Source organism: Glacieibacterium frigidum, assembly GCF_007097155.1.
Classification (GTDB): Bacteria; Pseudomonadota; Alphaproteobacteria; order Sphingomonadales; family Sphingomonadaceae; genus Glacieibacterium; species Glacieibacterium frigidum.
Window position 1 is genome coordinate 1,413,350 of the sequence record NZ_VJWA01000001.1, and the last position, 23,400, is coordinate 1,436,749.

Consider the following 23,400-nt stretch of genomic DNA (forward strand, 5'->3'; position numbering starts at 1 on the left):
TGAGGCTTTTAAGCCCGCGCCATCACCACCTGCGCCAGCACGGTCAGCGGCATGTCGCCCAGGCGCAGCACCTCGTGGAAGGCCTTGAGGTCGAATTTCGCGCCCTGCTTCGCGGCAACGGCCTTCCGCAGCCGGACCCATTCGTTGTGGCCGACCTTGTAGCTGCACGCCTGGCCCGGCCAGATGCAGTAGCGGTTGATCTCGCGCGCCGCACGGCCGGGGGCGAAGCCCGTCGCGTCGATCATGTACGCGGTCGCCTTCTCGCGGCTCCAGCGCTTGTGATGCAACCCGGTGTCGACGACCATTCGCGTCGCGCGGAACAGCAGCGACTGGAGATAGCCGATCCGCCCCAAGGGGTCGCCGTCGTACACGCCGAGCTCGGCGGCCAGATCCTCGGCATACAGCGCCCAACCCTCGCCGTACGCGGCATAGCCCCCGGCATAGCGGCGCAGCGCCGGGATGTCGGCCGATCCGTCGCTGATCGCACCCTGCCACTGATGGCCCGGGTAAGCCTCGTGATAGGTCAGCGTCGGCAGGTTGAACTTGGGCCAGTCGGCGGTGTCCTTGAGGTTGATGTAGTACCGCCCGGGCCGCAACCCGTCGGCGCTGGCGGGCAGGGCATAGCCGCCCGGCGCCCCCGCCTCGATATCGGGCGGCACGCGGACGATCTCGACCGGCGCCTTGGGCAGCGTCGCGAAGGCGCGCGGCAGTCGGGTGCGGATATCCTCCATCTGGACGTTCAGCGACTTGAGCAGCGCGGCACGGCCGGCATCGTCGTTGGGCCACAGGTTTTCCGGGCGGCGGCCGAGTGCGGTCAGCCGCGCGCCGACGGTGCCGGTGGTCAGCCCCTGCGCCTTGAGCAGCGGGTCGAGTTGTCCGGACAGGTCGGCGACCTGGCGCAAGCCGAGGGTATGGACCTCCTCGGGCGACAGCGTGGTCGTCGTGTGGAACGCCAGCGCGCCCGCGTAATAGGCGCTGCCGTTCGCCAGCTTCCACACCCCGGCATCGGGCTTCGCCGCCTTGCGCAGGCGGGTCACGGCCTCGATCTGGCGGTCGAGCGCGGGGTTAATCTGGTTCTGGACGATCGCCGCAGCGCGGTTCTGCCAGTCGCCTGCGACGCCTGCCGCGCTCGCCTTGCGCGCGAGGTTGCGGGGCAGGCCGCTCGCCGCGCGCTGGGCCCTCAGCTGCTCGAGCGTCAGGTCGAGCGCGAAGTCCGGGGCGAGCACGCCGCTTTTCGCGTCGAGTTCGGCGGCCTCGGTCGAGGCGTCGAGCGACACCGCATAGGCCACCATGCGGCTCAGCCACGCCTCCGCGTCGCTCGCGGTCGCGACCGGGTGATTGCTGTCGAGGAAGTCGGGAATCGCCTGGTATGGGCCGGACAACTGGCTGAGGACATGGGGCGAATAGGGCGCGTAGCCGAAGCCGTCCGAGCCTTCGCCGAAGCCCCAGCGTGCGCCGCCTTCGCTCGCGGTGCGCGCCTGATAGAGGACGACGTCGTGGTCGATCTTCGCGGCCTCCGACAATTTCGCGCGGTCGATGCTGCGCAGGCGGCGGAGCCGCTGCTGCTGCCGCTCGACCCAGGCGATGCGCCCGGCGCGCGATGCATCGCCGAGCTGTCCGCGCTGCGCCGCACGCTTGCCAGTATCGAGGCCGAGCAGGGTTGCGGTGGCGGGGCTGGCGTCGAGAGTTTCCTCCCAGAACGCATCCAGCAGCGCGCGCAACTTGCTGTCTTCGCTCGTTGCGGCAGCATGGGCGGGGAGGGCGGTGACCGCCGCTGCCCCCGCCAGGAGTTCACGCCGGTTCATGCGCGCGCCAGCACGACGCGCTCGAGGATCACCAGCGGCATCGCGCCCAGCTTGAGCACGTCATGGAACTGCCGCTCGTCGAACTTCGCACCCTGCTTGGCCTTCACCCGGTCGCGCAGCTCGGCCCATTTGGTGTGGCCGACCTTGTAGCTCAGCGCCTGCGCCGGCCCGACCGAGTAGCGGTCGATCTCACGCTGGATGCGCGGCCGCGCCGAACCCGTTGTCGCGATGAGGTAATCGGTCGCCTTCTCGCGGCTCCACTTCTTGTAGTGCAGCCCGGTATCGGTGACGAGCCGCCCGGCGCGGAACAGGAAGCTCTGCAGGTAGCCGATGCGGCCCAGCGGATCGCCCTCGTAGACGCCCAATTCGTCCGCGACCTGCTCTGCGTACAGCGCCCAGCCCTCCGAATACGCCGAATAGCCGCCGCGCCGGCGGATCAGCGGGATATCGGTCGACTCCTGCGCCACGCCGACCTGCAGATGATGCCCCGGCGACGCCTCGTGATAGGTCAGCGTCGCCAAGCTGAACTTCGGCCAGTCGACGGTGTCCTTCAGGTTGATGTAGAACGCCGCCGGGCGCGACCCGTCGAGCGATGCCGACTGGTAATAGCCGTTCGCCGCGCCGTCCTGAATGAACACCGGCACGCGGCGCACCTCGACCGGCGCCTTCGCCAGCGTGTTGAACACCTTGGGAAGCTTGGCATCGAGCGCCTTGATCTGCCCGTTGAGCAGGGTGATGATCTCGACCTTCGCCGCGTCGGTGTTGGGGTACAGCTGGTCGGGCCGCGCACCGAGCGCCGCGAGACGCTCGCCGACCTTGCCCTGGCTCAGCCCCTGCGCCTTGAGCAGCACGTCGAGCCGCCCCTCGATCTCGGCAACCTGCTCGAGGCCGAGGCGGTGGACGTCCTCAGGGCTCAGCTCGGTCGTCGTCGAGGCCTTCACCGCAGCGGCGTAATAGGCCTCGCCGTCAGGCAGGCGCCAGACGCCCGCATCGTGCGTCGCCTTGGCGCGCAGCGCGGTGATCGCGGCGATGTGCCGGTCGAACGCCGGATAGACCTCGCCCTCGACGATCTTCGTCGCGCGGCCGTTGTAGTCGCCGGGCAGCCCCGCCGCCTTGGCGCGCCGGGTCACCGACTCGACGAGCACGGTCGATCCCGCCGGCTGCTTGCGCAGTGCGTTGAGCTGCGCGAGCGTCGTGTCGAGCGCAAAGTCGGGGGCGAAGACACCGCGCGACGCGTCCGCCATCTGCCGCGCCAGGCTGTCGTCGAGTGCCTTCGAGAAGGCGCTCAGCCGCGACAGGTATGCGTCGGCATCGGCCGCATTGGCGATCTTGTGGTTGGTGTCGAGGAAGTCGGGCACCGACGCGTACGGCCCGTTGCGCTGCGCGATGACGTATGGCTGGAAATTGCCGCGCGCCGACCCGAAGGTGAAGCGCGTCTCGCTGTCGACGGTGCGCGACAGGTCGTACTCGACGACGTCATAATCGAGCTGAGAATTCGGCGACAAGGCCTTGCGATCAATGGCACGCAGCCGCTTCAGCCGTGCCTTGACCCGGTCGAGCCGGTCGACCTTCCCTTGCGCCGAATAATCGTTGAGCTTCGACTTCAGCCCCGCGCGCGCGCCGGTGTCGAGGCCCAGGCTGGTGGCCTGCTCTGGCGACTCGTCGACGCCCTCCTGGAAAAACGCATCGAACAGCGCGGAGATCTTGGCATCCTCGAGCGTCGCGGCACGCAACGCGGCGGGTAGGGAGGCGGTGGCGGCAACGGCGGCGGTGGAGGCAAGAAACTGACGACGATGCATGAAACCCGGACCCCTTTATTGGTTGCCGCGCACGTTAAGGGGTGCGGCGTGGGGTGCAATGGGGTTTCTGTCCCTTGCCACGTCACCGCGCGGCCGCGCGCCGGAACTTACTGGGGCGCATGGCCTTCATAGCGCGCATGTCGCTGCTCACCGACCCTGAAGCACGCCTCGCGCTGATCGCTGCAGGCGTGGCGTTGGTGCTCATTGTCCTGTTCAGCCTGCCACGCGTCGGCGCGGTGATCCGCAGCCTGTTCTCCTTCGCGCTGCTGGCGTTCGGCATCTACCTCGTGCTGCAGCAGGCGCCCTTCATCCCGGGGCTGGCGCGGCTGACCGACGTCCTCGGGCTCGACAACCAGCGCGTCACCGGCAGCGAAGTGCGCATTCGCATGTCGCCCGACGGGCATTTCTGGGTGAACGTGCGGATCAACGGCACGCCGGTTCGCATGCTGGTCGACAGCGGGGCGACGGTCACCGCGATCTCGGAGCGCACGGCAACGCTCGCCGCGATCCCGCGCAGCGCCGGCCTGATGCCGATCGTTCTGCGCACCGCCAACGGCAACGTCGCGGCGAAAGCCGGTAGCATCGACCGCCTGACGCTCGGCAGCATCGAAGCGCAGAACCTGAAAGTCGTGACCTCGCCGGCGCTGGGCGACGTCAACGTGCTGGGCATGAATTTCCTGTCCCGCCTCGCTGAATGGCGTGTCGAAGGGCGGACCCTGCGGTTGATCCCGACGGCCGAGGTCGGGGAGGGCGGGGCCGCATCGCCCACCCGTTAGCGCCAGCCAGAGCCGCGTAATCGGGCTGGTTCACGCAAAAATTGCCAGCGGCTCGCAATGCGTTTGCCGAGTAGGCATCGGCGGCGAACAGCGATGCGCGGGCGTCGCTTTAGTGTAAACTCAAGGGGTTAGGGGCAGGGCGCCCACCACTCGTCGTCATCCCCGCGAAGGCGGGGACCCATAGACACGACACGCCGGTGAACGGTCGGACCGCTGCTGCAAGTGCTGGGGGTATGGGTCCCCGCCTGCGCGGGGATGACGGTGAAGAGAGTGCAAACACGCTCCCCACCGTCAAATTCGCTTACTTGTTCAGGTTCAGCCCGCCATCGCGGCGTCGAGATTGGCGCGCACCGCCTCAAAGAACTGCTCGGTGGTCATCCACGACTGATGCGGGCCGACGAGGAGGGCGAGGTCCTTGGTCATCGCGCCGCCTTCGACGGTCTCGATGCAGACGCGCTCGAGCGTCTCGGCGAAGGCCGTGACCTCGGGGGTGCCGTCGAGCTTGCCGCGGTGCTTGAGGCCGCCCGTCCAGGCGAAGATGCTGGCGATCGGGTTGGTGCTGGTCGGCTTGCCCTGCTGGTGCATGCGGTAGTGGCGCGTGACGGTGCCGTGCGCCGCCTCAGCCTCGACGGTCTGGCCGTCGGGGGTAAGCAGGATGCTGGTCATCAGGCCGAGGCTGCCGAAGCCTTGCGCGACCATGTCCGACTGAACGTCGCCGTCGTAGTTCTTGCACGCCCAGATGAACTTGCCCGACCATTTGAGCGCGCTGGCGACCAGATCGTCGATCAGGCGGTGCTCGTAGACGATGCCCAGCGCCTTGTAGCGGTCGGCGAACTCGGCCTCGTAGACCTGCTCGAAGATGTCCTTGAAGCGGCCGTCGTACGCCTTGAGGATCGTGTTCTTGGTGCTGAGGTACACCGGCCATTCGCGGACGATGCCGTAGTTGAGGCAGGCGCGCGCGAAGTCGCGGATGCTGTCGTCGAGGTTGTACATGCCCATCGCGACGCCCGCGGTGGGGTAGTGGAAGACCTCGTGCTCGATGACCTGGCCGTCGTCGCCCTCGAACTTCATCGTCAGCTTGCCGGGGCCGGGGACGAGGAAGTCGGTGGCGCGGTACTGGTCGCCGAACGCATGGCGGCCGATGACGATCGGGTCGGTCCAGCCGGGCACCAGGCGCGGGACGTTCGAAATGACGATCGGCTCGCGGAAGACGACGCCGCCCAGGATGTTGCGGATCGTGCCGTTGGGCGACTTCCACATCCGCTTCAGGCCGAACTCCTTCACCCGCGCCTCGTCGGGGGTGATGGTCGCGCACTTCACCCCGACGCCATGCTCGCGAATCGCGTTGGCGGACTGGACGGTGACCTTGTCGTCGGTGGCGTCGCGGTTCTCGACGCTGAGGTCGAAGTAGATCAGCTCGACGTCGAGATAGGGCAGGATCAGCTGCTCGCGGATCCACTGCCAGATGATCCGGGTCATCTCGTCGCCGTCGAGTTCGACGACCGGCTTGGCTACCTTGATCTTGGCCACGTGAATCCTCAGGTTTCTATGCTTCGTGCCGTAGCGGGCGACGCGCGCCCTAGCAACCGTTCAGCAAGGTCGGGCACGCCGGGCAGGCTCTCGACAAGGTCGAACAGATCGGGCGGCGCGAAGCCCTGGGCGTCGAGGTGGCGCAGCAGCACCATGAACGGGTCCCAGTATCCGTTCGCCCCGACCAGGAAGATCGGCTTGGCATGCAGGCCGAGCTCGCGCCAGGTCATCGCCTCGAACAGCTCGTCGAGCGTGCCGATGCTGCCGGGCAGCGCGACGACGGCATCGCAAAGCTCGTGCATGAGGCCCTTGCGGGCATGCAGCGTCTCGACGACGTGCATCTCGGTCAGCCCGGTCTGCGCCACTTCCTCGCGCATCAGGAAGCGGGGGATGACGCCGATCACCTCGCCGCCGGCGGAGAGGGAGGCACGCGCCGCCTCGCCCATCAGCCCGATGCCGCCGCCGCCGTAGATGAGGCGAATGCCCTCGCTCGCGCACCACGCGCCGAACTCGCGGGCGGTCTCGGTGTGGGCGGGGTCGCTGCCGGCGCGCGAGCCGCAGAACAGGAGGAGGGAAAGGGGCATGGCGCAACGCTGTACGGCGTTCGAGGCGGCGGGGACAGTCTCGCACCCGGGCGCTGCGCTTGCTAAAAGCCGCACGATGCGAGGGGGCGGGACGATGCGAGCGAGCCGGTTCTGGTGTGGCATGGTGCTGGCCGCGATGGTCGCGGCGTCCGCGGCGGCAGCCCCGCGCGGCGATGCGGGCCGCGGGGCGAAGCTGGCGACGGTGCTCGGCTGCCACGACTGTCATGGCGCCGGCCTGACGGGCAAGCCGGTAATCGACGACCCGACGATCGCCAAGCTCAACAGCTCGAACCTGACCCGCGCCGTTCCGCGCTACACCGACCGGGAACTGGCGCGCGTGCTGCAGCGGGGGGTGCGGCCCGATGGCAGCCACCTGTGGTACATGGACGCCGCGCCCTATGCGGTGATGTCGCCCGCCGACCTGCGCGACCTGATTGCCTATCTGCGCAGCGTGCCGCCGGAAGGCGCCGACCAGCCGCGCCTCGTGATCGGGCCGCGGATGTTGAAGGCGGTCCAGGCCGGGCGGTTCAAGCCCGAGAGCGCGACCCTCGCCCATGATCTGGCGCACCCGCCCTTCGACGGCGGGCCCCGGCTGGCGCGCGGGCGCTACCTGGCGCGCACCGCCTGCGCCGGATGCCACACGCCGAGCCTGGGCGGGGTCAAGGACCCGCAGGCGGGCGACCCGCCCGACCTGAACGTCGCCGCCGCATATTCGCAGGCCGAGTTCCGTACGATGATGCGCGCCGGCAAGGGGCCCGGCGACCGCGACCTGGGCGACATGACCAAGGCGGTGCAGGCGCGCTTTGCGGCCATGCCCATCGCCGACGTCGATGCGCTGCATGACTATCTGTCGGCGCGTGCAAAGGCCGCGGGGCAATGACCGGCCTGACCATCCACGAGTTCTCCGACGACCTCGCGCACCACTTCCGCGACATCAACGCCGAGTGGATCGAGGCGATGTACCGGATGGAGGCGACCGACCATGAGGTGCTGGGCGACCCGCGCGGGCGGATCATCGATCCGGGCGGTGCGATCCTGTTCGTCGAGGCCGGCGGGCGGGGCATCGTCGGGGCGTGCGCGCTGCAGCGGACCGCGCCGGCGTGCTTCGAGCTGACCAAGATGGGGGTGCGGTCGGCGGCGCGCGGCACGGGGGCGGGGGCCTTCCTGCTGGCGGCAATGATTGCACGCGCGAAGTCGATGGGGGCGGAGACGCTGTACCTGCTGACCAACCGCAAGTCGGCGGCGGCGATCCATCTCTATGAGAAAGCGGGCTTCGTCCACGACGCCGGGATCATGGCGGACTATGGCGCGCGCTACGAGCGCTGTGACGTGGCGATGCGCTACCCGCTGTAAGTTTGCCCCCGCCGTCCTATCCGCGTAAAGCACCGCAGATGAGCGAAATTCCGACCGAAATCGAAGCCGTTCCGCCGCGCCCCTTGCCCGTCGTGCCGACCGAGAGCGCGCAATGGGCATGGCCGACGGTGCACAAGGAGGGCCACAAGTTCGTCGCCATCGCAGCGCTGGTCACGCTGCTCGTCGGCTTCTGGGCGGGGTGGACGACGCTGGCGTGGCTGCTTGCCGGAGTGACGATCTGGGTCGCGGCCTTCTTCCGCGATCCGATCCGCGTCACCCCCGCCGACCCCAGCGCGATCGTGTCGCCCGCCGACGGGCTGGTCAGCCTGATCGCGCAGGTCGAGGTGCCGCGCCAGCTGGCGGGCGCCGACGGCCTGCCGCCGGGGCCGTGCATGCGCGTCTCGGTGTTCATGTCGGTGTTCGATGTGCACATCAACCGCGCGCCGATCGCAGGCATTGTGCGCCGCGTCGTCTATGTGCCGGGCAAGTTCCTCAACGCCGACCTCGACAAGGCGAGCGAGGACAACGAGCGCCAGTATTTCATCGTCGAGGGTGAGGGCGGGGTGAGCGTCGGCTTCACCCAGATCGCCGGTCTCGTGGCGCGCCGCATCATGCGCTTCGTCGAGGAGGGCAGCGTCGTCCGCGCCGGGCAGCGCATCGGCCTGATCCGCTTCGGCAGCCGCCTCGATATCTACGTCCCCGCGACGCACACCGTTCAGGTCGCTATAGGCCAGCGGGCGATTGCGGGCGAGACGGTGATCGCCCGCGTCGGCGCGCTGCCGCTGCTCGCCACGACGAAGCAATAGCCGTGGAACGCACGCGCGGCGACCTGCGCATTTTCCGCCGCACGCTGCCGATGCGGGTCGTCATCCCCAATGCGGTGACGGTGCTGGTGCTGTGCGCGGGGCTGACCGGCGTGCGCTTCGCGATCACCGGCGAATGGCGCAACGCGGTGGCGATGATCGTCATTGCGGGCGTTCTCGACGGCATCGACGGGCGGATTGCGCGGCTGCTGAAAGGCGCGAGCAAGTTCGGTGCCGAGCTCGATTCGCTCGCCGACCTGACAGCGTTCGGCGTCGCGCCGGCGCTCATCATCTACCTCTGGTCACTCGTCTATCTGCCTGGCATCGGCTGGGTATTCGCGCTCGCCCATGCGGTCGCGTGCGCGCTGCGGCTGGCACGGTTCAACTCGCGGCTGGATGTCGACGACCAGCCGCACAAGCGGGCGGGGTTCCTGACCGGCATTCCCGCCCCGGTCGGCGCGGGCCTCGCGCTGAGCCCGATCTTCGCGTCACTGTGGCTCGGCCCCGACTTCCTGATCGACGTGCGGGTGCGCTTTGCGGTCAGTGCGGCGGTGATCGGCACCACCGCGGCGTTGATGGCATCGAGTGTGCCAACCTATGCCTGGGGGGCCATCCGCCTGCGCCCGACGTGGCGGCTGGTGGCGCTGCTCGGCGTCGGGCTGTTCGCCGCGGCACTGGTCGCCGAGCCGTGGATGACGCTGACGCTGCTCAGCCTGGCCTACGCAGTGTCGGTGCCGCTCGCGATCCGCAGCTATGCGCGGGTCATGCGGCGAAGCGCAGCGGCAGTACCAGCTGGTCCCGGTCCCGCTGCATAGCCGCGCCATCGGCGAGGATCGCCGCGATCTGATGCCGCCGGCCGGCCACCAGGGTTGCGATCAAGGTCAGCAGGCCGCTGAGCAGCAACGCCGAAATCACCGTTGAAATCATCATGTCCGACACCTTGTTAAATTCGTCGCCCCCGCAATGTTCTACATCTGTTCCGCATTGTCAACTTGCCCGTCGGGCCTGCAACAATTAATCCTGGGCACAGGCGGACGGTTCCAGAAAGGGACCGCTGCTCTTGGGGCGGGGAATTGTCGCATGGATATCGTCGATCTCGAATCGCCGCCGGTCGAATCGCCGCTGGCCGAGCGTGCGGCCAATGACGACGGCCCCACTGACGCGCTGCGCCTGATCGGCTAACGTCGCCCCAAATAACGGGGAGACGCGCATGACGACCATGGGAACGATGCAGGACTGGCCGCTGCAGGTGTGGCGGCTGATCGACCATGCCGCGATCAACCATGGCGCGCGCGAGGTCGTCACGCTGACCGTCGAAGGCGGCGTCCACCGGTCGAACTGGGCGACCGTGCGCGGCCGCGCGCTGAAGGTCGGGCAGGCGCTGACCCGCCTCGGCATCGCCCCCGGCGACCGCGTCGCGACGCTCGCCTGGAACACCCACCGCCACGTCGAATGCTGGTACGGCATCTCGGGCGTCGGCGCGGTGGCGCACACGATCAACCCGCGGCTGTTCGCCGACCAGATCGTCTATATCGCCAATCACGCCGCCGACCGCGTGCTGTTCTGCGACCTGAGCTTCCTCGCGCTCGTCGAGAGCCTGGCGCCGCGCCTCGAGACGATCGAGCACTATGTCCTGATGACCGACCGGGCGCACATGCCCGAATCGAGCCTGAACCTGCTGTGCTTCGAGGAGCTGGTCGACGCGTCGGACGGCGATTTCACTTGGGTCTCGGTCGACGAGAATGCGCCTGCCGGCCTGTGCTACACCAGTGGCACGACGGGCAATCCTAAGGGCGTGCTCTATTCGCACCGCTCGAACGTGCTGCACGCCATGGCGGCGGCGATGACCGACACCTACGGCATGTCGCAGCGCACCACCGTGCTGCCGGTCGCGCCGATGTTCCACGCCAACGCCTGGGCGATTCCCTATGTCGCGGCATGCGTCGGGGCCAAGCTGGTGCTGAACGGCCCCAATTTCGATGCGCCGACGCTGCACCGCCTGATCGTCGAGGAAGGGGTCACCCTGTCCCTCGCGGTGCCGACGGTGTGGCTCGGCGTGCTGCAGCACCTCGAGAAGACCGGCGAGACGCTTGGCAACCTCGAGCGCGTCGCGATCGGCGGGTCGGCGGTGCCGCGCTCGATGATCGAGGCGTTCGAGGGGCAGCACGGGGTCAGCGTCGGGCACCTCTGGGGCATGACCGAGATGTCGCCGCTCGGCACCGTCGGCATCCTGTGCAGCAATGCCGCAGCGCTGCCGCCCGAGAACCAGGTCGACATGAAGTGCAAGCAGGGCCGCGCGATGTTCGGCGTCGAGCTCAAGACCGTCGGAGAGGACGGTGTCGAGCTGCCGCGCGACGGGTCGAGCTTCGGCCGCCTGCTCGTGCGGGGCCCGTGGATCGTCGGCCAGTATTTTCGCGGTGACGGCGGCGCGGTGCTCGACGCCGATGGCTGGTTCGACACCGGCGACGTCGCGACCATCGACCGGTTCGGCTATATGCAGATCGTCGACCGGTCGAAGGACGTCATCAAGTCGGGCGGCGAGTGGATCAGCTCGATCGACCTGGAGAACGCCGCCGTCGGCGCGCCGGGCGTCGCCGAGGCCGCGGTGATCGGCGTCGCGCACCCGAAGTGGGACGAGCGCCCGCTGCTCCTCGTCCGCGCCAAGCCGGGCGAGACGGTGACCAAGGCGGGCGTGCTCGATTACCTCGCCCCACGCATCGCGAAATGGTGGACGCCCGACGAGGTGCTGGTGGTCGACGAGCTGCCGCACACCGCGACCGGCAAGCTGCTCAAGACCGAGCTGCGGGCGCGGTACAAGGATTACAAGCTGCCGACCGCCTGAGTGGCCGCGCTCAATCCCCCGGCCGTTCGCGGTCGCCCATGTAGCGCCACACGTGGTCGCCGCGGTACGCTTCGGGGATCTTGCGGCCGTCGCGGTCGCGCGCAGGGCGGTAGCGGCGGCGTTCGATGATCAGGCGGCAGGTGGTCGCGTCGAGGGCGGCGTTGCCGCTTGTTCGGATGACCTCGCACGAGGTGACGCGGCCGTTCACGCCGACGACGAAGCGGATGCCGACGCTGCCGCTGACCCCTGCCTCATAAGCCTCGCGCGGATAATCGGAGTCGCGGATTTCGCCGCGCAACCAGCGCGACGGGGTGCCGCCGCCGTCACCATCTCCGTCGCCATCGTCACCGCTGCCCAGGCCGTCGCCCACGCCGCCCGCACCGGTGCCGGGGCCGGGCAGGGGGGCGGCTCCCGCGCTCGCGTCGAAGCTGGTGCCCGCGACCGGTGCGGCGGCGATCGGCGGGGGTGTCTCGGGCACGATCACGGGCGGCGGTGCGACGACCGGCGTCGGCTGCGCCCGAGCGGCGGGCGGTGCGGCGCGACCGGCGCGGCGACCAGTCTTGAGACGCGGCGGTGTCACGGGCTCGATGCGCGGCGGCGGCACCTCGAAGACGGTCATGGCAGGCGGCTCGGGGGCAACGTCGCGCGCGCGCAGGCCGATCAGCAGCAGGGCGATCAGCAGTGCATGGACAGCAATCGCGATCAGGCCCGCGACGGCGCGGTCGCGGCGGAACGGTGGGTCGCTGGTCACGCACGTACAACGCGCGGCTATCGCTCCCGGTGCGTCAGAACAGCGACCCCTGCGCGGTGGGCACGCGGAACAGGTCGGTGCGCAGGTCGAACTTCGCGTTGACCAGGCCGAGCCGGTCGCGCGCCAAGCGGAAGCGGGTGCGCAGCATGTCGGCGTAGGGGCCCTGACCCCGAAAGCGCGTGTGGAAGTCGGGGTCGTTGTCGCGCCCGCCGCGCATGTCGCGGATCAGCGCCATGACCTTCGCGGCACGGTCGGGGTAGTGCGCGTCGAGCCACGCGCGGAACAGTGGCGCGACCTCGTGCGGCAGGCGGACGGGCAACGAGAAGGCGCCGGTTGCGCCCGCGTCGGCAGCGGCGGACAGGATCGCCTCGATCTCGTGATCGGTGACGCCGGGGACGACGGGCGACACCGAGACGAAGACGGGCACGCCCGCATCGGCCAGCGTGCGCATCGCCGCCAGCCGCCGCGTGGGTGTGGGCGCACGCGGCTCGAGTGTGCGGGCGATCGCCCGGTCGAGGCTGGTCACCGAGATCGCCACCGACGCGAGGCCCTGCGCCGCCATGGGACCAAGTATGTCGACGTCGCGCGCGACGCGGTCGGACTTTGTGGTGATCGTCACCGGGTGGTTGAACTCGGCGAGCACCTCGAGGATGGCGCGCGTGATCCGGTAGGTCGCCTCGATCGGCTGGTACGGGTCGGTGTTGGTGCCGAGCGCGATCGGCCTCGGCTCATAGCCGCGCTTCGACAGTTCGGTGCGGAGCAGGGCGGCAGCACCCGGCTTGGCGGTCAGGCGCGATTCGAAATCGAGGCCCGGCGACAGGCCGAGATAGGCGTGTGTCGGCCGCGCGAAGCAGTAGATGCAGCCATGCTCGCACCCCCGGTACGCATTGATCGACCGGTCGAAGCCGATGTCGGGCGAGGCGTTGCGCGTGATGATCGTGCGCGGCGTCTCAAGACTGACCTCGGTGCGCAGCGGTGTGGGGTCGTCGATCTCTCCACGCGCGTCAAGCCAGTCGCCGTCCGCCTCGCGCGCGGGATCGTCGAAGCGCATGCTGCGCGCGTTGATCGGGGCACCGCGGCCGGGGCGAAGCTCGGGGTTGAGCATCGCGAACGACTAGCGCGGTTATGAGAACAAGACAAGAACGGTCCGGGCGATGGGGTTGCGCATTCCGCCACCGCCCGGCCGCCACCCCGGCGCACAGATGCGCGCATCAGGCTCGAAGCGATTGGACGGAAGCGACGAATCAGCGCTCGGTCAGGCGCGGCATCAGTTCGACGAAGTTGCAGGGGCGGTGGCGGCTGTCGAGCTGCGTGCTCAATATGCCGTCCCACCCGTCCTTCACTGCCCCCGTCGAGCCCGGCAGCGCGAACAGATACGTCCCGCGCGCGACGCCGGCAGTAGCGCGCGACTGGACCGTCGAGGTGCCGATATTGGCGTAGCTGAGCCAGCGGAACAGCTCGCCGAAGCCCGGGATCTCCTTGTCCCAGACCTGCGCGAATGCCTCGGGCGTCACGTCGCGGCCGGTCACGCCGGTGCCGCCGGTCGTTATGATGCAGTCGACCTGCGGGTCGTCGATCCACGCGTTCAGCTGCGCGACCAGCGCAGGTACGTCGTCGCGGACGATGGTGCGCGCCGCCAGCGTGTGGCCTGCCGCCGTCAGCCGTTCGACGAGCGTATCGCCCGACCGGTCGTCGGCGGCGGTGCGGGTGTCGCTGACCGTCAGCACCGCAATGGAAACGGGGATGAAGGTCAGGCTCTCGTCAACTGGCAAGGTCGGTGCTCGCCACGACGATATCGTCCATCGGCAGCGGCGGCGCGAGATAGGCGGGGATCGGCGGCGCGATGTACGTTGGCTGGATCGTCACACCGTCCTGGCCGGCGGTGCCGGGGAATTTCGGCCAAAGGCCCTTCGCCAGCGCGTCGAGGCTGGGCGTCGGCGCACCGTCGCGCAGCTGGTACATCCAGAAATTGCGCAGTACGACCTCGACGTAGTGGCGGGTTTCCTTGAACGGGATCGACTCGATGAACAGCAGCGGGTCGGCATTGTCCTTGAGCGTCGTGTTCCACTTCTGCACCGACCCCGGCCCGGCGTTGTACGCAGCGATCACCTTGGGCAGCAGGCCCGCGGTGTAGCTCATGTCGCGCAGTTCCTGCAGGTAGGTCTGGCCGAGATCGAGGTTGAACGCCGGGTCGCTGAGGTCGCGGATCGCCGCGACTTCGACGAGGCTGCCGTCGGCCATGCGCGCCACGGCGCGCTTCGCGGTCGCGGGCATCAGCTGCATGACGCCCTTCGCCCCGGCCCGGCTGGTCGCGGTGGTGACGAAATTACTCTCCTGCAGCGCGTGCGCGAAGACGAGGTTGCGGTCGACCTGCCAGCCGCGGAACGGCCGCCAGTCGGGAGCGGGGAAGCGCGCGCTGAGCGGTGCGTCGGTGCCGACCGGCGGGCGGTGCGCAAGCTGATACTGCGTCGCGGGCATCGACAGGCGCGCGGCGAGGCGCAGCAGGGGGGCGTAATTGGTCGCGTCGGTGGTGCTGGCGAGATATTTCAGCTCGCGGTCGGCGAGGCCGATCTGACCCGCCTCGACGAGTGCAACGGCGCGCTTCGCACCGGGCAGCTTCGACAGCGTCGTCCAGTCGGCGACGATGAAGTCGGGCTCGGCCCAGTCGAGCGCGGGGATCTGGCCCAGCGCGCGCTGCGCCAGCAGGCCGTAGAATTTGTCACGGAAGGTCGCGGCGCGGACCAGCCGGACCTGCGCCTGCGCGTCGCGCCCGCACTGGCGATGCGCGCGGCTCGCCCAATAGGCCCCAGCGGCGGATAGGTCTTCGCTCGCGAACTTGGTCGCGATGGTGTCGAAATTGCGCGCCGCGGCCTCGCAGTCGTTCATGCGGAACGCCGACAGCCCGGCGACCCAGCCGCCGAGGGCCGCCCATTCGCCGGTGCCCTGCGCCGCATGCTCGGCGAGGCGGCGCGCGGCGACGTCGTCGCTGGCGCGGTAATAGCTCCACGCGGTGCGCTGTGCCCATTCGGTGGCGACGGGTTCGGACGCGGTGCCACTGAGCTGCTGCCACGCCGTCTCGGCCTCGGCATTGCGGTCGGCGGCGAGCAGCGGCTTGATCCGTGCCGCCAGTCCCGCGTCGCCCGGCATGCCGAACCCGACCGCGGCGCGCGGGGTCATCGGCGACTGGAAGCTGACGTTGCGCATCGTCCGGCCGGTCGGCAGCACCGGCGCCGCCGCTCCGACACGCGCCGCGAGCGCGATCAGCTTGGGCGCCTGCGGCAGGTCGGCGTTGGCGGCGAGCCAGGGGTTGAGTTCCTCGACGCTGGTACCGCCGAGGCCCTTGGCGAGCATGATCTGCGCGCGTGCCGTGCTCGTCAGGATCCCGTCGGGCAGGGCGGCGAGGGCACCCTCGGCGGCGGCATGGCGCCCGGCCTCGATGTCGCGGAAGATCTGCGCATAGGCGACGCGCTCGGTGCCGTTCAGCTGCTGGGGGACCTTGCGCTCGCCGACCGTCAGGCGTGCCTGGCCGGTAACGACGATGTCGGCGCCCGGCACGTCGTCGGCGAGTGCCGGGGTGGCGACGAACAATGCCAGGACGAGCAGGCTACGCATCGGTCAGTCGGGCCTTCAGGGTCAGCAGGTCGTGCCACGCCAGCGCCTTGTGCGCGGGCTGACGCAGCAGGTGATCGGGGTGGAAGGTCGGCAGCACCGCGACGCCGTGCGCGCCCGCCTGCCACTTGCCGCGCAGCCGGTTGATGCCGGAGTCGATACCCGTCAGCGCCGCCGCCGCCGCGCCGCCGAGCGCCAGTACGACCTTGGGCGCCGCAAGTTCGATATGCCGCGCAAGGAACGGTGCGCATGCCGCGATCTCGGCAGCCGCGGGCGGCCGCCCGCCCGGCGTCGGCCAATAGACGAGGTTGGCGATGTACGCGCTTTCGCGCGACAGGCCGATGGCCGCGAGCATGCGGTCGAGCAGCAGCCCTGCGGGTCCCGCGATCACGCCGTCGGCGGAGGGCGCGTCGCCGATCAGCATCACCGCGCTGCCCGGCGTGCCGTCGGCGAAGAACGGCGCACCGTGGGCCGCCAGCGTGCAGCCGTCGAAGGCGCGCACCGCCGCATCGAGCGCCTCAAGCGTATCGGCATCGACCACCGCCGCGCGCGCTTCGACGACCGCCTCGGCCTCGCACGGCATGATCGGCTCGGCGACGGGGGGAGGGGGTGCCTGCACGGGTGCGGGCGGCGCGAGCCAAGCGTACGGCGCATCGTCGACGAGCGTATCGACGCCTGCATCGACGAGCCATGCCAGCGCCGACAGCGCCTGTGCGTTCGAATGGATCTGAAGCGCCCCGCTCACGACGGCCATAGTGCGGCGGCGCAGACTCTGGTCAACGGGGAGGCGACCCCGTATCTGACGAACCATTGCAAAGCTGCGACAGACTGCGGGATTGGGAACGAGAATGTCCGAACGCGAATCGATGCCGTACGACATCGTCATCGTCGGCGGCGGGCCGGCCGGCCTGTCGGCGGCGATCCGCGCCAAGCAGGCGGCGACCGAGGCGGGGATCGAACTGGCGGTCTGCGTCCTTGAAAAGGGCTCAGAAATCGGTGCGCACATCCTGTCGGGCGCGGTCGTCGACCCGCGCGCGCTCGACGAGTTGCTGCCGAACTGGAAAGACCTCGACAGCCCGCTGACCGTGCCGGTGACCGAGAACCATCACTGGATCCTGAGCGAGAAGAAGAAGTACGAATTCCCGCACGGCCTGATGCCGCCGTTCATGAACAACAAGGGCTGCTACACCGTCAGCCTCGGCAATCTATGCCGCTGGCTCGCCGGGCAGGCGGAAGCCCTGGGGGTCGAGATCTTCCCCGGTTTCGCGGCGGCCGAAGTGCTGTGGAACGACGACGGCTCGGTGAAGGGCGTCGCGACCGGCGACATGGGCGTGGCGCGCGACGGCACGCGCAAGGACAGCTATCAGCCCGGCCTCGAACTCCACGCCAAATACACCTTCTTCGCCGAAGGCGTGCGCGGGCATCTGTCGAAGCAGCTGATCCGTCATTTCGAGCTCGCCAAGGACGTCGAGCCGCAGGTCTACGGCATCGGTATCAAGGAGCTTTGGGATATCGATCCCGCCAAGCACGTGCCGGGCCGGGTCATCCACACCCAGGGCTGGCCGCTCGGCGAGGCGAATGGCGGCGGCTGGATCTATCATCAGGCGAACGGCCAGGTGTCGCTTGGGCTCGTGACCTGGCTCAACTATTCGAACCCGTACCTCTCGCCGTTCGACGAGATGCAGCGCTGGAAGACGCACCCCGAGATCAAGGCGCTGCTGACCGGCGGACGCCGCGTCAGCTACGGCGCGCGCGCGATCAACGACGGCGGCTGGCAGTCGGTGCCGAAGCTGACCTTCCCCGGCGGTGCGCTGATCGGGTGCAGCGCGGGCTTCGTCAACGTGCCGCGCATCAAAGGCAGCCACACCGCGATGAAGACCGGCATGCTCGCCGCCGACGCCGCGGTCGCGGCGATCACCGCGCAGCGCCAGGGCGACGAGCTCCAGTCGTACATCGACGCCTACAAGGCGAGCTGGGTCTATGAGGAGCTACGCGGCGTCCGCAACACGCTGCCGCTCGTCGAGAAGACCGGCAACGTCGTGGGAACCCTGCTGGCGGGCGTCACGATGTGGGCCGAGCATCTGGGCATCCGCATGCCCTTCACGCTGAGCCACCACCGCGACAACGAGCAGCTGAAGCGCAAGGACCACGTCCACAGAATCGTGTACCCCAAGCCCGACGGGGTGATCAGCTTCGACAAATTGTCGAGCGTTTTCCTGTCAAACACCAACCACGAGGAGGATCAGCCGGTCCACCTGACGCTGCGTGATCCGGACATCCCGATCCAGCACAACCTGCCGCTCTACGACGAGCCGGCGCAGCGCTATTGCCCGGCGGGCGTCTACGAGATCGTCGAGGTCGAAGGGCAGCCGAAGTTCCAGATCAACGCGCAGAATTGCGTCCACTGCAAGACCTGCGATATCAAAGACCCGACGCAGAACATCAATTGGGTGGTGCCAGAAGGCGGCGGGGGGCCGAACTATCCGAATATGTAGCGCAAGCTCGGGCGGCGGCCCGGGCGGCCCACGCTCGGTGCCGTCCGACGGCGCGGCTTCGCCGCGACGCCCCTTCCTTTCTGCCGCGCCCAAGCGCAAACTGGCCCCCATGAAGCTGACCCTCGCCCTGCTGCTCGCGCTCGCCACCCCAGCCGCTGCGCAGGACGCAGCGCTCGCCGCGAAGATCGCCGCACTCGGCCGCATCGGTAGCGCTTCGTCGCCCAGCCTGTCGCCCGACGGCAAGCGCTTCGCCTATCTCAGCAACGCCAGCGGCAGTCCGCAGATCTGGATCGGCGACCGCAGCGGGGGTGCGGCCCGCCAGATCACCAAGCTGCCCGACCCTGTTCAGGCGGTCGCCTGGTCGCCGCGCGGCGACCTTATCGCCTACGCCGTCGCACCGGGCGGCGGGCTCAATTCGCAGATCTGGGTCAGCGCGCCCGACGGCAGCGGCGCGCGCCGCCTGACGCCGGGCGGCAAGGACAATAATGGCCTCGGCGGCTGGACGCGCGACGGCAGCGCGCTGCGGGTCGACAGCAACAAGGACAACCCCGCCGCGCGCGACCCCGCGCTGATCGACGTCGCGAGCGGCAAGTGGCAAATGCTGGCGGCGAACAAGGGGCTCAACACTGTTTCCGATGTGCGCGGCAAGCGCGCCACCGTCGTGCGGCTGGTGGGGCGCGGCGATACCAATGTCTTCCTGATCGATCGCGGAACCGGGCGCGAGGTGCTGCTGACCCCGCACGAGGGCAAGGCGGAGACCGACTGGGCCGAGATGTCGCCCGACGGGCGCACCGTCTATGTCGCGTCCGATGTCGGACGCGACCGCGCGGCATTCGGGACGATCACGCTGGCCGCCGATGGCACGCCTTCGCCGATCCGCTGGTTCGCGACGCGCGACGATGCGGTCGCCGACGCCGGCGTGCTCAGCGACGATGGCAGGACCGCCGCGCTGGCGTGGAACGTCGGTGGGCGGATCGAGATGGCGTTCTACGACACCGCCTCGGGCAAGCTGCGCCCCGTCACCGGGCTGCCGGTCGATTATGGCAGCCCGTTCGAGTTCAGCCGCGACGGGCGCCAGCTCGTCATGCAGGGCGGTGCCGCGAACCGCACCAACGACGTCTACGCCATCGACGTCGCCACCGGCCAGGCGACGCGCCTGACGACGAGCGCCGCCGACGGCGTCGACCTCGCGGCGCTCGTCCGGCCCGAATTGGTCGACTATGCCGCGCCTGACGGGGTCAAGCTGTCGGGCTGGCTGTACCGGCCTGCAAACGCCAAGGGCCCGCTGCCGCTGGTGTTCAATTATCACGGCGGTCCCGAGGGGCAGGCGCGGCCGACGATGAGCCCCGATGCGCAGGCGCTGGTCGCGTCGGGCATCGCGGTGTTCGCGCCCAACGTCCGCGGGTCGAGCGGCTATGGCAAGGCGTTCATGGCGATGGACGACGGCGCGAAGCGCGTCGGCTCGGTCAGCGACATCAAGGCGACGACCGATGCGCTGGTGGCGAAGGGCATCGCCGATCCGGCGCGGCTCGGCATCATGGGCGGCAGCTATGGCGGCTATATGGTGATGGCCGGGATCACCGAATATCCCAAGATGTTCGCCGCCGGCGCCAACCTGTTCGGCATCGTCAATTTCGAGAGCTTCTTCCGCGAGACCGAGCCCTGGATGGCGGCGATCTCGACGACCGAATACGGCAATCCGGTTACCGAGGCGGCGATGTTGAAGAGCCTGTCGCCGATCCACAAGCTCGACCGCATCACGACCCCACTGTTCGTACTACATGGCGCCAACGACACCAACGTCCCCGTCGTCGAGGCCGAGCAGATCGTCGCGTCGCTCAAGGCCCGCGGCGTGCCGGTCAAGTACACGCTGTTTCCCGACGAGGGGCACGGTTGGCGCAAGACGCCGAACCGGGTGCGTTCGACGACCGAGATCGTCGGCTTCTTCGTCGAGCATCTGAAGCCTGCGGGCGCGGCAACCGGAGCGGGCCGATGAAAACCGTGCTCGTCCTTGTGCTCCTGACCACCGCGACCGCGGTCGAGGCGCTGCCGCGCACCACCCAGTCGGCGGCGCAGGGCTATGTGCTGGGGCGGTTCGCCAGCGACGACGGGCAGCTGACCGATGCGGCACGTTACTTCGACGGGGCGCGGCGACGCGATCCGGCGGATGCGGCGCTGACGCGGCGGGCGTTCGAGACGGCGGTCGCGGCGGGCGACCTGAAGCTGGCGGCGGGCCTCGCGGCGCGGCTGACTGCCACGCAGGGCGGCGATTCGACCGTTGCGCTGATCCGGCTGGCGGATGCGGTGCAGCGCGGCGACTGGGTCGCGGCCGACGGCGCGCGCGCCGGGATCGCCGACGTGGGCTATGCCGCCGTCGTCGCGCCGATCGTCGAGGCGTGGACGCTGTTCGGGCGCGGCAAGCAGGCCGAGGCGCTGGCGAAACTCGACCCGGCCGCGATGACCGGCTTCACGCGCTCGTACGTCGCGGAGGCGCGGGCGCACATGCTGACCGCCGCGGGGCGCTATCCAGAGGCGGCTACCGCCTATCGCGACCTGCGCGCCGGGACGGGCCCGGGGGTCAGCTTCCTCGCGATCGGCGAGGCGGATGCACTGCAGCAGGGCGGCGACCGCGACGGGGCGACGAAGCTGCTCGAGGGCCTGCGTGGCGACGCGACGGTCACCGCCGCGCGCGCCCGGCTTGCGGCGGGACGGCGGGTCGGGGCGCTGGCGGGCAGCCCAGCCGACGGAATCGCCTGGCTGTGCGCGCGGCTGGCGACGGACCTGTCGCGCGACAAGCCGGTGCCGCTGGCGCTCGTCTTCGCGCGCGTCGCAACCTTTACCGCGACACCGGGCGGACCGGCTGCGAGTGCGTCGTGGCTCATCGCGGGCGACGTGCTGGCGCGCAGCGAGCGCGGCACGGCGGCGCTCGCTGCCTATGACCGCATCCCGGCGAACGACCCGCTGATCGGCCTGGCCCGGGCGCGGCGGGCCGAGGTGCTGAGCTCGACGGGCCGCGAGGCGGAGGCACGTGCGCTTCTCGAAACCGCCGCCGCAGCGCTGGGTGCGGATGCCGAGGCCTGGTCGCGGCTCGGCGACTGGTTCCGCAAGGCCGACCTGCACCTCGATGCCGCACGCGCCTATGGTCGCGCCATCGCGCTCGTCGAGGCGAACGACGGCAAGCCCAACTGGACGCTGTATTTCCTGCGCGGCAGCAGCTTCGAACAGGCGAGCGACTGGAAGGCGGCGGAGCCGGACCTGCGCCGCGCGCTGGCGCTCGCGCCCGATGAGCCGACGGTACTCAACTATCTCGGCTATGCGCTGCTCGACCGGGGGCTGACGCTCGATGCGGCGCAGACGCTGATCGCGCGCGCGTCGGCACTGCGGCCCGACGACGGCTTCATCACCGATTCGCTTGGCTGGGCGCAGTTCCGGCGCGGCCAGTTCGAGGAGGCGGTGGTGACGCTCGAGCGCGCCGCCGCGGCCGAACCCGGGGACCCGACGATCAACGAGCATCTGGGCGATGCCTATTGGCGCACCGGTCGGCGGATCGAGGCGCGCTTCCGCTGGCGCGCGGCGTACGATCTCGGCACCGTGCCAAAGGCGCGCGCGGCGGTTGCAGCGAAACTGGATTTTGGCCTCGACGTCGCGCTGACGGGTACGCAGGGGGATGCCGCTTGGCTTTCGAACACGCCCCCGCCAAACTGAACCTCGCGCTCCACGTCCGCGGGCGGCGGGCGGACGGCTATCACGACCTCGAAACGCTGTTCGCCTTCACCGCCTTCGGTGACTCGCTGACGGCCGAGCCGGCGCGCGACCTGTCGTTGACCATCGAAGGGGATTTCGCCGGGCCCGCGGGGCAGGGCGACGACAACCTCGTGCTGCGTGCGGCGCGGCTGTTGCAGCGCGAGACCGGGATTCGCACCGGTGCGGCGCTCCATCTGACCAAGCGCATCCCGGTCGCCGCCGGGCTCGGCGGCGGGTCGGCGGATGCGGCCGCAGCACTTCGCTTGCTGGCACGCGAGTGGGGCGTCGAGCGGTCGCGCGCCGACCTGACTGCGATGGCCGCCGAACTCGGCGCCGACGTGCCGGCGTGCGTGGCCAGCCAGACCTGCCTCGGCACCGGTCGGGGCGAGGTACTGACGCCGGTCGATGCCGGCGTGGCGGGGATGCCGGTGCTGATCATGAATCCGCGCGTGCCGGTGCCCACGGGACCGGTGTTCGCAGGGTGGGACGGCGTCGACCGCGGACCGCTCGATCCGGAACTGCATCTGGGCGAACTGCGCAACGACCTCGAAGCACCGGCCGTCGCGCTGGTGCCCGCGATCGCCACGATGATCGAGTGGCTTGCGGCGCGCGAGCACTGCGTCGTCGCACGCATGTCGGGGTCGGGGGGCAGTGTCTTCGCGCTGTTCAGGAGCATGGCGGCGGCTTCGGCGGCCTCGCGCGCGGTGCCTGCCGAGTGGTGGTCGGCCTATACCTCGATGCGCCAGCCGGGTGGCGACGGCGGTCCGCAATAATCCTTGCTGCACCGCAGCAAATCTGTGCTAAAGAAATAGTTCTGACCGACACTCAAATTGCGCTTGACGGCGTTCTGAGTCGGACTTAAAGCGTCACTCAGTTGTTCTGAGTATCACTCAACCGGGACCCAAGGCACTCCTGCCACAGGCCCCCCTGCCAGGAGAGACCGACATGTTGACCCGCCCCATCGCCGCCCCGATCGCCTTCGCCGTCAGCCTCGCCTTCCTCGGCACCGCGACCTCGCCCGCCGTTGCCTCGACCGCCGAGTGCGCCGCCACCGCCGCGCAGCTGCGCAGCGCCGCCGCCACCGCCGAGCCTGCCAAGGCCCGCAAGGCGATCGCCAACATCCGCACCGGCGAGGCGCTGTGCGCCGCCGACAACGCGTTCGAGGCCGGCCGCAAGTTCCGCGTCGCCGCGACCGCGCTGGGCATCGACAAGGACCAGCTCGCCGCCGCGACTTCGGCGACGCCCGCCAACTGACCCTCGGGGCCGGGCTCTCCCTTGCACCGGCCACGCTCGGGCCGCCCGGTTCATC

General features: G+C 69.6%; 21 protein-coding genes. 11 read left to right on the top strand and 10 right to left on the bottom strand.

Annotation, left to right across the window (positions count from 1 at the left end):
* Positions 1-8 precede the first annotated feature (8 nt).
* Together FMM06_RS06790 and FMM06_RS06795 are read right to left on the bottom strand one after the other, a co-directional pair.
* Positions 9-1,805, bottom strand: coding sequence for a DUF885 domain-containing protein (locus tag FMM06_RS06790; RefSeq protein ID WP_144236524.1), 1,797 nt, complete (start codon positions 1,803-1,805; stop codon positions 9-11).
* A complete protein-coding gene (locus tag FMM06_RS06795; RefSeq protein WP_144236525.1) occupies positions 1,802-3,604 on the bottom strand; it encodes a DUF885 domain-containing protein in 1,803 nt (600 codons plus the stop codon). Before FMM06_RS06795 ends, FMM06_RS06790 begins: the two co-directional genes overlap by 4 nt.
* 137 nt (positions 3,605-3,741) lie before the next feature.
* Between FMM06_RS06795 and FMM06_RS06800 the strand changes: the two genes are divergently transcribed.
* Positions 3,742-4,380 carry a retropepsin-like aspartic protease family protein gene (locus FMM06_RS06800; protein WP_144236526.1) on the top strand — a complete coding sequence of 213 codons (639 nt, stop codon included), beginning with the start codon at positions 3,742-3,744 and terminating at the stop codon, positions 4,378-4,380.
* Positions 4,381-4,695: 315 nt separating this feature from the next.
* Here the strand turns inward: FMM06_RS06800 and FMM06_RS06805 are convergent, their stop codons facing one another.
* On the bottom strand, positions 4,696-5,910 hold the full coding sequence (locus FMM06_RS06805) for an NADP-dependent isocitrate dehydrogenase (protein WP_144236527.1): 1,215 nt from the start codon (positions 5,908-5,910) through the stop codon (positions 4,696-4,698).
* A gap of 8 nt (positions 5,911-5,918) precedes the next feature.
* Positions 5,919-6,494 (bottom strand): LOG family protein, encoded by a 576-nt coding sequence (locus tag FMM06_RS06810; RefSeq protein WP_144236528.1) that lies wholly within the window; start codon positions 6,492-6,494, stop codon positions 5,919-5,921.
* Positions 6,495-6,588: 94 nt separating this feature from the next.
* Here FMM06_RS06810 and FMM06_RS06815 point away from each other — a divergent pair, with 94 nt between their 5' ends.
* Genes FMM06_RS06815 through FMM06_RS06830 form a run of 4 tightly spaced genes read left to right on the top strand, consistent with a single transcriptional unit; the run spans position 6,589 to position 9,465 of the window.
* A complete protein-coding gene (locus tag FMM06_RS06815; RefSeq protein ID WP_185965076.1) occupies positions 6,589-7,374 on the top strand; it encodes a c-type cytochrome in 786 nt (261 codons plus the stop codon).
* Positions 7,371-7,847 carry a GNAT family N-acetyltransferase gene (locus FMM06_RS06820; protein WP_144236530.1) on the top strand — a complete coding sequence of 159 codons (477 nt, stop codon included), beginning with the start codon at positions 7,371-7,373 and terminating at the stop codon, positions 7,845-7,847. Before FMM06_RS06815 ends, FMM06_RS06820 begins: the two co-directional genes overlap by 4 nt.
* 38 nt (positions 7,848-7,885) lie before the next feature.
* Positions 7,886-8,653 carry a phosphatidylserine decarboxylase gene (locus FMM06_RS06825; RefSeq protein WP_144236531.1) on the top strand — a complete coding sequence of 256 codons (768 nt, stop codon included), beginning with the start codon at positions 7,886-7,888 and terminating at the stop codon, positions 8,651-8,653.
* Between the two features lie 2 nt (positions 8,654-8,655).
* Positions 8,656-9,465, top strand: coding sequence for a CDP-alcohol phosphatidyltransferase family protein (locus tag FMM06_RS06830; protein WP_328591549.1), 810 nt, complete (start codon positions 8,656-8,658; stop codon positions 9,463-9,465).
* Here the strand turns inward: FMM06_RS06830 and FMM06_RS16735 are convergent.
* The gene (locus FMM06_RS16735; protein WP_185965077.1) at positions 9,413-9,580 is read right to left on the bottom strand and encodes a hypothetical protein; all 168 of its coding nucleotides are present in this window, start codon (positions 9,578-9,580) and stop codon (positions 9,413-9,415) included. The genes FMM06_RS06830 and FMM06_RS16735 overlap by 53 nt on opposite strands.
* A gap of 280 nt (positions 9,581-9,860) precedes the next feature.
* Here FMM06_RS16735 and FMM06_RS06835 point away from each other — a divergent pair, with 280 nt between their 5' ends.
* Positions 9,861-11,492, top strand: a complete 1,632-nt coding sequence (locus tag FMM06_RS06835; protein ID WP_144236532.1) for a long-chain-fatty-acid--CoA ligase — start codon at positions 9,861-9,863, stop codon at positions 11,490-11,492.
* A gap of 10 nt (positions 11,493-11,502) precedes the next feature.
* Here the strand turns inward: FMM06_RS06835 and FMM06_RS06840 are convergent, their stop codons facing one another.
* From FMM06_RS06840 to FMM06_RS06860, 5 genes are all read right to left on the bottom strand, one after another.
* Complete coding sequence (locus FMM06_RS06840) at positions 11,503-12,243, bottom strand: TonB family protein (RefSeq protein ID WP_235889122.1); 741 nt, start codon at positions 12,241-12,243, stop codon at positions 11,503-11,505.
* Positions 12,244-12,277: 34 nt separating this feature from the next.
* Entirely contained in the window at positions 12,278-13,348 is a 1,071-nt protein-coding gene (locus FMM06_RS06845; protein WP_144236533.1) for a PA0069 family radical SAM protein, read from the bottom strand.
* A gap of 139 nt (positions 13,349-13,487) precedes the next feature.
* Positions 13,488-14,015 carry a molybdenum cofactor biosynthesis protein B gene (gene moaB, locus FMM06_RS06850; protein ID WP_144236534.1) on the bottom strand — a complete coding sequence of 176 codons (528 nt, stop codon included), beginning with the start codon at positions 14,013-14,015 and terminating at the stop codon, positions 13,488-13,490.
* Positions 14,005-15,855, bottom strand: a complete 1,851-nt coding sequence (locus FMM06_RS06855) for a lytic transglycosylase domain-containing protein (RefSeq protein WP_144236535.1) — start codon at positions 15,853-15,855, stop codon at positions 14,005-14,007. The genes moaB and FMM06_RS06855 overlap by 11 nt, the downstream gene beginning before the upstream one ends.
* The gene (locus FMM06_RS06860; RefSeq protein WP_207790251.1) at positions 15,848-16,597 is read right to left on the bottom strand and encodes a uracil-DNA glycosylase; all 750 of its coding nucleotides are present in this window, start codon (positions 16,595-16,597) and stop codon (positions 15,848-15,850) included. The genes FMM06_RS06855 and FMM06_RS06860 overlap by 8 nt, the downstream gene beginning before the upstream one ends.
* Before the next feature lie 103 nt (positions 16,598-16,700).
* Here FMM06_RS06860 and FMM06_RS06865 point away from each other — a divergent pair, with 103 nt between their 5' ends.
* From FMM06_RS06865 to FMM06_RS06885, 5 genes are all read left to right on the top strand, one after another.
* Positions 16,701-18,347: an electron transfer flavoprotein-ubiquinone oxidoreductase gene (locus FMM06_RS06865; protein WP_144236537.1), complete on the top strand. Its 1,647-nt coding sequence runs from the start codon at positions 16,701-16,703 to the stop codon at positions 18,345-18,347.
* A gap of 109 nt (positions 18,348-18,456) precedes the next feature.
* On the top strand, positions 18,457-20,343 hold the full coding sequence (locus FMM06_RS06870) for a S9 family peptidase (protein WP_144236538.1): 1,887 nt from the start codon (positions 18,457-18,459) through the stop codon (positions 20,341-20,343).
* Positions 20,340-22,052: a tetratricopeptide repeat protein gene (locus FMM06_RS06875; RefSeq protein ID WP_144236539.1), complete on the top strand. Its 1,713-nt coding sequence runs from the start codon at positions 20,340-20,342 to the stop codon at positions 22,050-22,052. The genes FMM06_RS06870 and FMM06_RS06875 overlap by 4 nt, the downstream gene beginning before the upstream one ends.
* On the top strand, positions 22,022-22,864 hold the full coding sequence (locus FMM06_RS06880; RefSeq protein WP_144236540.1) for a 4-(cytidine 5'-diphospho)-2-C-methyl-D-erythritol kinase: 843 nt from the start codon (positions 22,022-22,024) through the stop codon (positions 22,862-22,864). The genes FMM06_RS06875 and FMM06_RS06880 overlap by 31 nt, the downstream gene beginning before the upstream one ends.
* A gap of 172 nt (positions 22,865-23,036) precedes the next feature.
* Positions 23,037-23,345 (top strand): hypothetical protein, encoded by a 309-nt coding sequence (locus tag FMM06_RS06885; RefSeq protein WP_144236541.1) that lies wholly within the window; start codon positions 23,037-23,039, stop codon positions 23,343-23,345.
* Positions 23,346-23,400: the final 55 nt, after the last annotated feature.